The sequence below is a fragment of the Cobetia sp. 10Alg 146 genome (assembly GCF_029846385.1).
Lineage (GTDB): Bacteria > Pseudomonadota > Gammaproteobacteria > Pseudomonadales > Halomonadaceae > Cobetia > Cobetia marina.
In genome coordinates this window covers 444,201-456,699 of record NZ_JARWKT010000001.1, presented here as the reverse complement: position 1 = coordinate 456,699, position 12,499 = coordinate 444,201, and the positions used below count along the sequence as shown (strand labels likewise).

The 12,499-nt window shown below is 59.8% G+C and carries 15 protein-coding genes; 8 read left to right on the top strand and 7 right to left on the bottom strand.

The window, feature by feature from the left end; genetic code table 11:
• Window positions 1-46 precede the first annotated feature (46 nt).
• From QD172_RS01880 to QD172_RS01850, 7 genes are all read right to left on the bottom strand, one after another.
• On the bottom strand, window positions 47-238 hold the full coding sequence (locus tag QD172_RS01880; protein ID WP_279839946.1) for a hypothetical protein: 192 nt from the start codon (window positions 236-238) through the stop codon (window positions 47-49).
• 67 nt (window positions 239-305) lie between these two features.
• The gene (locus QD172_RS01875; RefSeq protein ID WP_279854714.1) at window positions 306-518 is read right to left on the bottom strand and encodes a hypothetical protein; all 213 of its coding nucleotides are present in this window, start codon (window positions 516-518) and stop codon (window positions 306-308) included.
• A 108-nt stretch (window positions 519-626) separates the two neighbouring features.
• Window positions 627-914, bottom strand: a complete 288-nt coding sequence (locus tag QD172_RS01870; protein ID WP_279854713.1) for a hypothetical protein — start codon at window positions 912-914, stop codon at window positions 627-629.
• A 113-nt stretch (window positions 915-1,027) separates the two neighbouring features.
• Window positions 1,028-1,321 (bottom strand): hypothetical protein, encoded by a 294-nt coding sequence (locus QD172_RS01865; RefSeq protein WP_279854712.1) that lies wholly within the window; start codon window positions 1,319-1,321, stop codon window positions 1,028-1,030.
• Between the two features lie 11 nt (window positions 1,322-1,332).
• Complete coding sequence (locus tag QD172_RS01860; RefSeq protein WP_279854711.1) at window positions 1,333-1,647, bottom strand: hypothetical protein; 315 nt, start codon at window positions 1,645-1,647, stop codon at window positions 1,333-1,335.
• Between the two features lie 1,188 nt (window positions 1,648-2,835).
• Window positions 2,836-3,405, bottom strand: a complete 570-nt coding sequence (locus QD172_RS01855; RefSeq protein WP_279854710.1) for a hypothetical protein — start codon at window positions 3,403-3,405, stop codon at window positions 2,836-2,838.
• Window positions 3,380-4,234 carry an abortive infection family protein gene (locus QD172_RS01850; protein ID WP_279854708.1) on the bottom strand — a complete coding sequence of 285 codons (855 nt, stop codon included), beginning with the start codon at window positions 4,232-4,234 and terminating at the stop codon, window positions 3,380-3,382. The genes QD172_RS01855 and QD172_RS01850 overlap by 26 nt, the downstream gene beginning before the upstream one ends.
• Before the next feature lie 134 nt (window positions 4,235-4,368).
• On the opposite strand from QD172_RS01850, the gene QD172_RS01845 reads away from it, so the two are divergent.
• The 8 genes from QD172_RS01845 to QD172_RS01810 all read left to right on the top strand — a co-directional run bounded on the left by QD172_RS01845 (window position 4,369) and on the right by QD172_RS01810 (window position 12,443).
• Window positions 4,369-4,836 carry a hypothetical protein gene (locus tag QD172_RS01845; RefSeq protein ID WP_279854707.1) on the top strand — a complete coding sequence of 156 codons (468 nt, stop codon included), beginning with the start codon at window positions 4,369-4,371 and terminating at the stop codon, window positions 4,834-4,836.
• Window positions 4,837-4,913: 77 nt separating this feature from the next.
• Window positions 4,914-5,396: a hypothetical protein gene (locus QD172_RS01840; RefSeq protein WP_279854706.1), complete on the top strand. Its 483-nt coding sequence runs from the start codon at window positions 4,914-4,916 to the stop codon at window positions 5,394-5,396.
• Window positions 5,393-7,240, top strand: a complete 1,848-nt coding sequence (gene terL / locus QD172_RS01835) for a phage terminase large subunit (protein WP_279854705.1) — start codon at window positions 5,393-5,395, stop codon at window positions 7,238-7,240. Before QD172_RS01840 ends, terL begins: the two co-directional genes overlap by 4 nt.
• Window positions 7,241-7,311: 71 nt before the next feature.
• The gene (locus QD172_RS01830; RefSeq protein WP_279854704.1) at window positions 7,312-9,450 is read left to right on the top strand and encodes a hypothetical protein; all 2,139 of its coding nucleotides are present in this window, start codon (window positions 7,312-7,314) and stop codon (window positions 9,448-9,450) included.
• Window positions 9,431-10,483, top strand: coding sequence for a hypothetical protein (locus tag QD172_RS01825; protein WP_279854702.1), 1,053 nt, complete (start codon window positions 9,431-9,433; stop codon window positions 10,481-10,483). The genes QD172_RS01830 and QD172_RS01825 overlap by 20 nt, the downstream gene beginning before the upstream one ends.
• Window positions 10,483-10,758: a Gp49 family protein gene (locus tag QD172_RS01820; RefSeq protein ID WP_279854701.1), complete on the top strand. Its 276-nt coding sequence runs from the start codon at window positions 10,483-10,485 to the stop codon at window positions 10,756-10,758. Before QD172_RS01825 ends, QD172_RS01820 begins: the two co-directional genes overlap by 1 nt.
• A complete protein-coding gene (locus tag QD172_RS01815) occupies window positions 10,755-11,159 on the top strand; it encodes a hypothetical protein (protein ID WP_279854700.1) in 405 nt (134 codons plus the stop codon). The genes QD172_RS01820 and QD172_RS01815 overlap by 4 nt, the downstream gene beginning before the upstream one ends.
• A 156-nt stretch (window positions 11,160-11,315) precedes the next feature.
• Window positions 11,316-12,443: a N4-gp56 family major capsid protein gene (locus tag QD172_RS01810; protein WP_279839931.1), complete on the top strand. Its 1,128-nt coding sequence runs from the start codon at window positions 11,316-11,318 to the stop codon at window positions 12,441-12,443.
• Window positions 12,444-12,499 lie beyond the last annotated feature (56 nt).

The following is a 12,499-nucleotide window of genomic DNA, read 5'->3' as shown; positions in this document are numbered from 1 at the left end:
AGGGCCTCGACTGCCACGACAAAGGGCCCCCGCAGGGGCCCTCGGTTCACTTCAGCAGGAACGCTGTCCGCTGCCGGATGTACTCTGTCCGACCCACGCGGGCGAAGTCGGGACGGTCGCGGCTGTCGTCCCAGTCCTCCAGCGCCTGTTCCTCTGCCTGCAACAGCAGTTCCAGCGGGTCCTGCGGCTCCGGCAGGCTGTGCAGGTAATCCGATCCATGATCGATGGCGTGTGGCATGTCGTGTTCTCCTCAGATGGGTTCACGACTGCCACGCAATGGCCCCGCCGAAGGCGGGGCCTGGGGTTCACGCTGACAGCGGGGGGTAATAGAACGGGCGCGCGCCGGCCGTGTCCGGGATGGCCACGCTACGCCCCGCCTGATCATAGATGTCAGGCGTGGCATGGCCGTTCTCGATCAGGCCCAAGGCGAAGTTGATGGCCGCTTGCCGGGTGATGAAGCGCTGATCGTGCATGTCGCCATTGAAGTCACAGAACAGGACGGTGTGGGTGATGATCATGGTCGTGATCCTCTGGATGGGTTCACGACCGGCACGCAATGGCCCCGCCGAAGGCGGGGCCTGGGGGACACGGAAAAAGGCCCCTGCCAGAGGGCAAGGGCCTGGGAGCTAGATCAGGATGTCGAGCAGGTTGTGCAGGTGCTCGACATCTGGGCAATGGTGTTGGCGCTGTTTCTGAGTGTAGTCGCCGAAGTTCTCGTAGACCACGAAGGTTTCGCCTACGTCCTCCTTCTTGATGCGACGGACCGAGACAGTCTGCTTCTCGCCATGGATCAGGTAGTAGGGCCAGTTGTGGGTACTGGCATACGGGCCCTGGGCGGCATAGGGCAGCAGGGCGGTGTCGAGGCGTGACAGGCACTGGCGTTGGCCAATATTCGCAGTGCTTATATCAAACATGGCGGTCATTGTTGGGGAACTCCATTTCTTATGTGTGTTGCGATGCTGCTAATGCAGATATTACGTTAAACCAACGGGGCCTCAAGGGAAGCCCCGTTAGACGATGGTGGGGGTTACTGGCGCCAGGCCGGTGGGTAATAGCGCCAACGCAGCTGCAATCCGACGCGTTCAAGACGCTCGTAGCCGACCAGCTTCTTGGCGATCAACAGCATGATCGACAGCAGGCAGCCGGCGAACACGGCAGCGGCCATGCCGGTGATGGTGCCGGAGAACATGCCGACCAACATCGTGGTCGAGATGAAGTCCACGGCCGCGTCATAGCCCAGCACGCGGCGGATGTTGAGCTTGATCATCAGCACGAACAGGGCTGAGGCAGCGGCGATCGAGATCATCAGGAAAGGTCCCATGGTCAGCCTCCTCAGAATTGGGCCAGGGCGCGGCGCTGGACGGCGTTCTCGCGCGGGGTGATGTCACGGGCCTGCTCGAAGCGGCGCTCCTCCTCGGCCTTCTGGCGGGCTTTCTCGTCGGCACGCTTGCGGAAGAAGGTCAGGGTGACGCGGGTGAGGTAGGCGAACAGATAGGCATTGCCGACGGACGCCAGGGCGATGACCAGCAGCGTCAGGGGGTGGGCCACGGTCAGGCAGGCAGCGATCAGGCCAGCGAGGGCGATCAGGCGCAGGGCGAAGGCCAGCAGGCTGCGGCCGGTGAGGATGTCGAGGATCAGGTTGATCATGGTCAAGGCTCCGGTTGAGTCACGGGATGTGACATGGGCCTCACGCACTGGCCCTGACGGAGTCAGGGCCTTCACGTTTGTTACTCGACATTTTTCCGCTGTCCCGGATTGAAAAAAACTGGGACAGCTGAGGGCCATTTGGCGCGAGGCCAGCAGTGGCGCGGGCTACAGGGCGATGGCGGGTTTTGCTGTCCCAGTTGTGGGTTCAATGTGCGAAAACTGGGACAGAGGCCACGGGCCGCTCAACCATGCGGGTTCCAGACCTTTCTGTCCCAGTTGTCCCAGTTTTACTTAAACTATTTAAGTTAGTGATTGCATAAAAAGGGCAATAATAGGCCCTCTATAGCGTATAAAAAGCACTGTATAGAGGTGCGGAAATAGGGAGAAATTGGACCAACTGGGCCACGATTTTGTAAGCCATTGAAACGCCTGCCGAAAACGCTGTCCCGGATTGAGGGCCAGTTTTTGCGTTGACTGGCCATCCGGGACAGAAGGTCCTTTTAACGCTGACCTGCTCAGTTGCTCCATGTCCGTCAATAGGCAATCCGCTATCGATGTTCTCGATCCCATTACTTCGCTCTATTCCTGCTACCTTTGTCGGAGTCTGTTAGCCGCGACAGGTAAGAAAAAACTAATATGCTCGGATTTTCGTGCGTCGCATTCAGGGCATTCACGGAGCTTACCGATGAAGGAATGGGCACGGATCAGCACCCTTTGCCCTGGTCCTCGGTCCTGAGTCGTGTCCCAGCGGTCACGTTGCGGGGATCAGCGGCCGATTGGCCACGGTCCTTGGTCCTTGGTCGCGGGGCGGCTGCCCCGGTTTTCGCAAAAACTGGGACAGGCTGTAGGGTGCATGGTTGACGGTCTTGTTGGGGTGTCCCGGTTGTTGGGCCACGGTTGGGCACGCGATTGCGGGGGCTCGCGGGCGCTGAATCAAACGCTCGTTTCGGTGCTGTCCATGCACGAAGCACGCTTCTCGAATCGGGAACGCTTTTCAGGGGAGTGAGGGCCGCGGCCGTAGGCCGCTGACCTCGCTCCCGGGTCCGCTGTCCTCGGTCCTCGGACGGGGGGTGGGGGGCCTCGAAAGTAGGTTCATCGGCGAGGGGCCGGGGTGGGGGGTCGCGGAACTCGGAAAAGGGGGAAGGGTCCCCCGTTGACGGGCAACGGGGGGGCCCATGGACCCGGTACTTACAATATTTTTGCTAAGTGCTCCATTGGCAAATAACCACGAACCAATTTTTTTAGTTTTTCATCAAGATGTCTTCTAATAATTTTTTGTTCGGATGGGTTGTGGTGGATGATATAGAACCCTGCTAGCTGACTTAAATCTAAGTCTCCCTTTATTCTCCATTCGCGTTCATGAGTCCAATCTATACCATGATCGTAAGAGAGCTGTACGAGTCTCCACTTTTCCTGTTCTGGTATCCATTGAGATTCATTGTCCGGTAGGTATATTACCGGTCTTGCACCTGCTTTAAATCCCGATTTTTTACTAAAAGCAATTCCATAGCATTCATAGCGAGACTTGCTATCTTCAGTTGGCAAGTATTCAATCAAGGATGAAAGAGGGCTTTCGGTAAAGCAAGATGCCTCAACTTTGCCTTTCACATATCCTAAATTACCACTACCTTTAATCTTTTTAGTTCCAAGTATTTCACATAGAACTTGCAAGCCTGTTTTAGGATTCTTACCAGTCCGAGCACGAGTTAGATGAAATAGAGATCCGCTTATATCAGATCTGGTTTTGATTTGCGGCATGATCTCGATCCTCCCAAGTTTCTAATATAAATAAAGCCAAGCTGTGCGCAGAGTTAACGACTAACCTTGCATGTCTTGGCAGTACCTTATATCTCTTAGGGCTTTCGCCATGTGCTACGCTAGCATGTGTCCTGAAAGAACCAGTATTACTGACAATACTATTAATGCCTTGAAGTATTCCTTTTAAATCTTTGTCTTGAGTAATACTTTGATCTAAACCCAGATCATTTTTAACTACCTTCCACAATCCCTGTATATCCTGTTTAGCTGGGATATCTAGTTTTTTGTCATGTATATACTGTTTGAACAAGGACTCAAGAATGTTGCATGCAGCTGAAACAGCTTGCCTAGGTTCCGTGCTGGCTGTTTTTATAGCACGGTAGAATTCCTCTTCTATTGCTGGAACACTTTTAATCTTTAAGTGTTCTTCTAGTGTAGCGGAAGATGGTGAAATTCCGTTCGTTATAGTGCCGTCTTTATGGTAACATAGTCCCCATTTGTCTAACGTTTCTTTCAGATGGCGTTTAAGTTTTTCATCATTGCTAGGTTTGACCTCTTCATCATCCCACGGGCACCCTACTTCTTCTTCTTTGTGGTCCATTATTGGCTTTATGAATATTCCAAGTTTTGATAATGGATCTAGCTCTTTAAAATTGGCTTCTTCAAGCGTTTGCTTAACCATTTGAGCTTTTGGTTCGATTGGATTTATTTCTATTCCTGCATACATAAACATGCTTTCAAGTTTGTTTCTGGATTTAAGGGGAGTTAATTCATCCATTAAGATTGATATTATTGGGGAGGGGATTGAGCGCTTTTGATTTTTGGGCATGATATATAACCTCGACTTTGATAGATGGCTAGTATGTTATTCAAATGACAATAAAGAATCACTAATGTATCATATACGATAATGCACGTTCACACCTAGACTCGTCATAGGCTCAATGTACTAGGACTTTTGCCATGAAACGCTTGCTCCTCACCGCCGCCACGGCCCTGTGCCTCGCACCCACGGCCCACGCCCAGCAACCTGTGGACTCGGACACCGCCTATGATTATTTCCTGGAATACAAAGCCTGTATCGACTTCGCGTCCCTGAGCATGAAACCGAAGCTGAAACGCTTCCGGGATCGTACTCACGATTACGCTGACATGACTCAGCACCTGATGAAGCGCGCAGACTACTACGAGCGCTATCTGACCGTGGCGCAACACCGCGCCTGGAGTAAAAAGATCAGTCCCCTCGATTTCTCCGAAAAGATGGAGCAGGAACAGCTCGAACGAGCCTTGGAGGACACGACCGAGGGCACTGACACCTTGGCCCTCGCCTTACGCGGGAACCCGCAAGCTACCACCGAAATGCGCAAGGCAATGACTCAACGGGCCTATGAGTGTCATTACCTGGCCTATGAGGTCGAACACCCCGAGTAAAAAATCTGCCTGCTTCACAAGCGTTAATCTTTTGGCCCATACTATAAGCATTGCTTATTACCGTAGGGCCACCCTCCATGGACATTGATCAGATTCGCCATACGGCAGGCGTCCTCGGCCTGGCGTCCCTTGACCCCCAGGAAGCGACCTTCGTGCAACACCTCCTGCGTGGGGTCCCCCTCATGCCGGCGGCCAAGGCCAGCGGCATCAAACCCGCGAAAATCCCCGAAGTGCAGGCACGCCCCCACGTCGCCGGCACCTTGTCCTACCTGCGCGACCTCTACATGGCGTCTCACGTCGAGGTGAACCGCGACATGCTCAACATGATGCTGATGGAGTCCCACGCCAAGGCGGCCACGGCCACCGAGGAAATCATGGCCATCCGCGAGCTGGGCAAGATGAACGGCTGCTACGAGCCCGAGAAGCGCGAAGTCAGCATCAATGCCGAGGTCACCTACGAGAAGGTCTGCGAGATGGACACCGACGAGCTGGTGCGTCTGGCCGGCTCCGATGACCTGGAGCCCGACGCCGAGGACGCCGAGTTCGAGGAGGTCCAATGAATTGCACCGGCTGCGCGATGGACCTGCCCAAGTACATGATGGACGAGAAGGGCCGCTGTCCGAGCTGCACCACGACCTACGACCTGATCAAACGCAGCATCGAACGGGGGGAGCCTGCCAATGGCCCGAAACAGCTTGTCGATGAAGCCTGGAAGGAAGTCACTGCCGAACGGGAAGCGAAACGGCCGGCGGAAGCGGCAGCCACGGCAGAAGCCATTGGCCGTCTCCGCGAGCACCATGAGATGGAATCGGCCCGAAAGGAGCGAGTGAAGGCCGCTGCCCCCGCCCTGGAAGCCCGGTATGAGGAAGTGGTCGAGGAAACCCGTGCCAAGGAGCAGGAAGCCACCGAAGCCCGCCTGCTGGCCCGCCAGGAGCTGGCCCGCCGAGCCCTGGCCCGCAAGCACCTGTTGCCTTATGTCCGCTACCAGAATCCGGCGTACCAGGCCGGATGGGTCCATAAGGATATCTGCCGCCGGCTGGAGCGGTTTTCGCGTCAGGTGGCCGAGCAGAAGTCCCCACGCCTGATGCTGTTCATGCCACCGCGTCACGGGAAGTCGTTGCTGGCCTCACAGAACTTCCCTGCCTGGCACCTGGGCAACTACCCCAAGCACGACATCATCACCGCGTCCTACTCCGCGTCGCTGGCCACGGACTTCTCCAAGAAGATTCGCGCCCAGCTCCAGGACAAGCGCTACGGGCAGATTTTCCCCAAGCAGGGGCTCGATGCCGAGAACCGCAACGCGGAAGGCTGGATGACCCGTGGCGGGGGCATGTTCGTGCCGGCCGGTGTCGGCGGCCCCATCACGGGCCGGGGTGCCCATATCCTGACCATCGATGACCCGGTGAAGAACCGCGAGGAGGCCGAGTCGGCCACCACCCGGACCTCGATCAAGGACTGGTACACCTCGACCGCCTACACCCGCCTGGCGCCCGGTGGCGGCATCCTGATCATCCTGACCCGCTGGCACGATGACGACCTCGCCGGCTGGTTGCTGGAGCAGGAGGCCAACGGGCAGGGCGACAGCTGGGAGGTCATCCGCTATCCGGCCATCGCCACCGAGGATGAAGCCTTCCGCAAGGAGGGGGAGCCCCTGCACCCTGACCGTTACCCGATCGAGGCCCTGACGCGCATCAAGAACGCCGTGGGTGTCCGTGACTGGCAGGCGCTCTACCAGCAGGACCCGGTGGCCGAGGACGGTGACTACTTCAAGCTGCCCGATTTCCGCTACTACACGCCCACCGAGCGGCCCGACCTCGACGACCTCACGGTCTACGCGGCCTGGGACTTCGCCATCGGCACCAAGGAACATAACGACTACACCGTCGGCATCGTGGTGGGCATCGATCGGGCGCTCAACGTGTGGGTACTGGACATGTACCGGGGGCACTGGGGCTCGCTTGAGATCGTCGATCAGATGTTCGCCTGCTATGACCGCTGGCGACCGGCCATCATGGGCGCGGAGCGTGGGCAGATCGAACTGGCCCTGGGGCCGCTGATCAACGAGCAGAAGCGTCAGCGCCGCAAGATGGGCATGCGCATCGAGCCCCTGAAGCCGGGCAAGCGCGACAAGCAGGTGCGTGCCAGTCCGGTGCGCGGCCTGATCGAGATGCACCGGGTCTTCTTCCCGCGCTCCGCGCCCTGGCTCGATGACCTGGTGACCGAGCTGTTGCGCTTCCCCAACGGCAAGCACGATGACCAGGTGGATGCGCTGGCGTGGATCGGGCAGATGATCGAGCAGTTCAACCCGCGCCCGGTGATCACGCCCAAACCGAAGAAGTCCTGGCGCGACAAGCTCGAACAGTATGTGGTCAGCGGCACCAAGGGCAGTGCCATGTCGTCTTGATACGATAATAAGCACTGCTTATACTCAACCAAGCCTATTCCGCACCACTACTGAGCCGACGCCTTATGTCCATGGACGATTCCCAGATTACCCGCACGCAATGGCACCGTTACGTCCGCGCCCGAGATGCGGGGCATAAGGAGTACGTCGAGGAGGCGCGGAAATTCGACGCCTTCTACTACGGCGAGCAGTGGTCCGAGGCCGATCGCCGCGTGCTCGAGGAGGCCGGTCGCCCGGCGCTGACCATCAATCACATCCTGCCGGCGGTCAACACGGTGCTGGGCGAGCAGGCGGCCAACCGGGCCGATATCCGCTTCAAGCCGCGCCGCAAGGCCGACGCCGACCGCGCGATGATGCTCCAGAAGCTGGTGCAGTACATCCTCGACGACCAGAAATACGACTGGAAGGAATCCGAGGTCTTTGCTGACGGCCTGATCAACGATCGCGGCTACTTCGACGTGCGCATCGACTTCGACCACAACGCCTTCGGGGAAGTGAAGCTCGATGTCGAGGACCCGGCCGATATCATCCCGGACCCCGACGCCAAGTCCTACGACCCCGAGGACTGGAAGGAGTTCTTCAAGACCCGCTGGACCTCGATCGACGACATCGAGGTCGAGTACGGGAAGGAGAAGGCCGACGCCATCCGCGCACACGCCGAGCTGGCCGACCACGACGACACCCTCGATTGCTATCGCTTCCAGACCACGTTCGGGGATACCCGCAGCGTGGTAGGGCAGCACGGCAATGAGGACCGCACCATCCGGTCGGTGCGTATCGTCGAACGCCAGTGGCGTAGACCACACAAGGCGAAGGTATTCGTCGGCGCGCGCGGGGATATCCGCCCGGTGCCCGATGCGTGGACGGATGACCGCGCGGCCGCGTTCGCCCGCGACAATCAGTTGCAGATCATCGACAAGACGATCATGAAGATTCGTTGGACGGTGACAGCGGGCAATCAGGTGCTGCACGACGACTGGTCCCCGTATACGCGGTTCACCATCGTGCCGTTCTTCCCGTATTACCGTCGCGGCCGGCCATTCGGCATGGTGCGCAACCTGATCAGCCCCCAGGAGCAGCACAACAAGCTGTCCTCCCAGGAGCTGCATATCGTCAACACCACGGCCAACTCGGGCTGGATGATCGAGGAGGGGTCACTGGCCGATGGCATGTCGGTCAACGACCTGGAGCGTGAGGGCGCGAAAACCGGCCTGGTGCTGCGCTACAACCCCGGCACCACCGCACCGAGCAAGATTCAGCCCAACCAGATTCCCACCGGCATCGACCGCCTGTCGATGAAGTCCCAGGCATCCATCCGCGACATCTCGGGCATCCACGACGCCATGCAGGGCAACGCCAGCGCCGAGATGTCCGGTCGCGCGTTGCAGTCGCAGATTTCCCGGGGCCAGGTCCAGGTACAGAAGCCGCTCGACAACCTCGCTCGCACCCGCCACATGATCGCCCAGGTGATCCTTTCGCTGGTGCAGGAGTATTACACCGAGGAACGGGTCCTGTTCATCTCCAACGATCTGGACCCGAATGCCGAGGACGAGGAGCTGGTGATCAACCAGAAGACCGCCGAGGGCATCCATAACGACATCACCCTGGGGGAGTACGGCATCGTGGTCACCCAGCAGCCGGCCACCGACACCTTCCGGGATAGCCAGTTCAACGAGGCCATGCAGCTGGCCTCTGCCGGCGTGCCGATTCCGCCGCACGTCCTGGTCGAATACAGCCACCTGGCCAAGCGCACCGAGATCGCCGACATGCTCAAGCGTCAGCAGGGCATGGCCGAGCCGACCGAGCAGGAAATGCAGATGGCGCAGTTCCAGCAGCAGGCGCAAATCCAGGACATCAAGCTCGAGCTTGGCAAGAAGCAGGCCGCGCTCCAGAAGCTCATGGCCGAAACCGGCCACATCGAGGCGAAGACCGCGTCCGAGGCCGATCCTGCCGCCATCCAGAACCAGATTCGCATCATGGAGCTGCAAGCCGACGTGCAGAAGCACCTGCAGCAGCTCGAGGCCCGTATCCAGCTGTCCGAGCAGTCCCACAAGGCCCAGCAGAAGCGCCAGGAGCAGACCAGCCTGACGCAGATGCGCGGTCAGAACCTCCAGCAGGAAACCCAGATTTCCACCGCCTGGATCAACGCCAACCGCAAGGATGGCGAACAACGCCCCGCGAGGAACGACGATGTCCAGACCGACGAGTAATACCCAGGAACCGGATTACAACCTCGATGCCATGTTCGCCGGGGGTGACCCCCTCGACGATGACGATTTCGGTGACGCCCCGCTCGATCGCGGTGATGACGCCGAGCCGGCGCCGGCCCCGGAGCCCGCGCCGGCCCCTGAACCTGCCCCGGAACCTGCCCCGGAACCTGCGCCCAAGCCGGAGCCCCAGCAGCAAGCCGAGCCGGAGCCCCAGCAGCAGGCCGAGCCGGAGCCCCAAGTAGACGACAACGGCCTGCGCGTGCCGAAGTACCGCCTGGATCAGGAAGTGGCCAAGCGCCACCGCCTGGAGTCCGAGAAGACCGAGCTTGAACGCCGCCTGCAGGAAATCCAGCGCCAGCAGCAGCCGCAGCCCGATCAGCCGCCGCAGCAGCAGGCACAGCAGGAACAGGAGCCGCAGCAGCCGCCGCAGGGCCCGGATTTCGAGGCCCTGGATGCTCAGTACCACGAAGCGATCCTCGATGGCGACGCGGAGAAGGCCCGCCAGCTGCGCGCCGAGATTCGCCAGGCCGAGCGCGATCAGTGGCTCAACGAGGCCCGCGAGTCCTCCCGCCAGGAAGCGCAGCAGACCACTCAGCAGCAGCGCGTCCACCAGGAGCTTCAGGCCGAGGCCGAGAAGGTGATCCAGGACTACCCGGTCATGGACCAGACCAAGGAAGGCCACGACCTAGATGTCCTGCGCGAGACGACCGCACTGCGCGACTTCTACATGCAGCAGGGCTATGAGCCCCGCCACGCACTGCGCGAAGCCGCTGATACCGTGGCGCTGCGCTACGGCATCCAGAAGGCCGGCCAGCCAGCCCCGGCACCGGCACAGGAACCGGCAGCCCAGGCTCAGGCCGAGCCCCAGCCGAACAGCGACCTGGAGCGCAAGAGCGAGATGGCCAACCGCCAGCCACCGAAAACGCCCGGTACCCGCAACGATGGGCAGTCGGACGTCAACACACTGCCGGAATCCGAGTTCGACAAGCTGTCGGACGAGGACCTGGCCCGTGCCCGTGGGGACTACCTGTAATGGACAAGCAAACGAAGGTCACCGTCGAGCGCATCGATGCGCTGCGCGATCAGCTTGAGCCGCATTACTTCGTGCTCAATACCACCACCTACTGCGTGCTGATGCTGCCCAATGGCTTCACCGTGGCGGAAGGCATGAGTGCCTGCGTGGACCCGGCCAATTTCAACGCCGAGCTGGGCGAGGTCTACGCGCTTCAGAACGCCATGACCAAGGCCGTCAACGAGCTGTGGCGCATGGAGGGGTACCGTCTGGCACAAGAGCTGAACCCGGTATGATGGCCGCGCTCCCGGATGACCTCAAACGCTTCTCGGTCCTGGGCCACCCCCCTGGGGAGGCCCGGATCGAGTTCATCGAGATCGACAAGGACGACGCTCGCCATTTCTCCTACCTGGGGCCCTACGGCATCCTCCGGTTTCTCAAACTCACCTTGCTCCCGCGCATGGCAGCGGAAGACCAGGCCGAGTTTGCGATCGAGGCGCTGACCAGCGAGGGCTGGATCGAGGTCATCCCGGGGTGTGGCGCCCCGCACGAGACGATTAGCCTGCGGCTACACCCGGCAGGTATCGCGCATTTCGTCGAGATGGCCGAGATGATGGGCGCACAGCCCATGGCAGAAGTCCTCAAGGCGGATTACCTGGACAAATTGGTTTGCCCATTAGATAAGCACTGCTTATAATCACAGTATCAACCGCGAGATCGTCCCTCGCGTGGCCCACCCGCCGCAAACGGATGTGTTTCGTACAGACCACGACACGGTCTGGGAACCGGCTTAACGACAGCCGTCCGGCTTCCCTACCAAGGCTGTCGATCAGCTTCCAAAGGAGGTGCCCCAATGGCACTGACGAACTTTGCCGCGCTGACCGACGAGCAGAAGACAGTCTGGTCACGCGATCTGTGGCGGGTAGCCCGCAATAACTCCTTCCTGATGCGCTTTGCAGGCAAGGGTGCCAACTCGATGATCACTCGCATCACCGAGCTGACCAAGTCCGAGAAGGGCACCCGCGCGGTCTTCCAGCTGCTCGCCGACCTTGAAGGTGACGGTGTGACCGGGGACAACATGCTCGAAGGCAACGAAGAAGCAATGCGTGCCTTCGATCAGGTCATCGGCCTGGATCAACTGCGTCACGCCAACCGCCTGGCCGGCCGTCTCGCCGACCAGAAGACGGTCATCAACTTCCGCGAGAACTCCCGCGACGTCCTGGCCTACTGGCTCGGCGATCGTATGGATCAGCTCGGCTTCCAGACGCTGGCAGGCTGGGACTACGCGCTGCGCCCGAACGGTGCTGCCCGTCCGGTCAAGTCCACCGGCCAGAACCTGGCTGACCTGGAATTCGCGGATCACGTCACCGCGCCGACTCAGGGTCGCCACCTGCGCGTCTCCAACGGCGGTGCTGACATCACCGAGGACGGTGATACCAGCGCGATCGCAGCCGGCGACCGCCTGTCCTATGCCTCTCTCGTGCTGGCGCAGGCGTATGCCCGCGACAACATGATTCGCGGCATCAAGACCGGCAACAACGACGAGATTTTCCACGTCTTTGTCAGCCCGACCACCATGGCGCAGCTCAAGCTCGACCCGGACTTCATCGCCAACGTCCGCCATGCGGGTGTGCGCGGTGACAAGAACACCCTGTTCGCGGGCGCCAACAGCGTGATGGTCGATGGCATGGTCATCCACCAGTTCCGCCACTCGCCGAACACCAAGGGCATGGCTGCTTCCTCCAAGTGGGGTTCCGCCGGCAACGTCGATGGCAACCGCGTCCTGATCTGCGGTGCCCAGGCCATGGGGATGGCGGATATCGGCGCACCGTACTGGGTGGAAGAAGGCTTCGACTACGAGAACCAGCACGGTATCTCGATCGGCAAGATGTTCGGCCTGAAGAAGCCGGTCTTCCACTCCGACGTGACTGGCCGCAAGGAAGACTTCGGCACCCTGGTGCTGGACGTCGCCAACTCGTAAACGGTTTACCACGGGGCATTGGGGGTCTTTCGGGGCCCCCCTTTTTCAACGAGGAC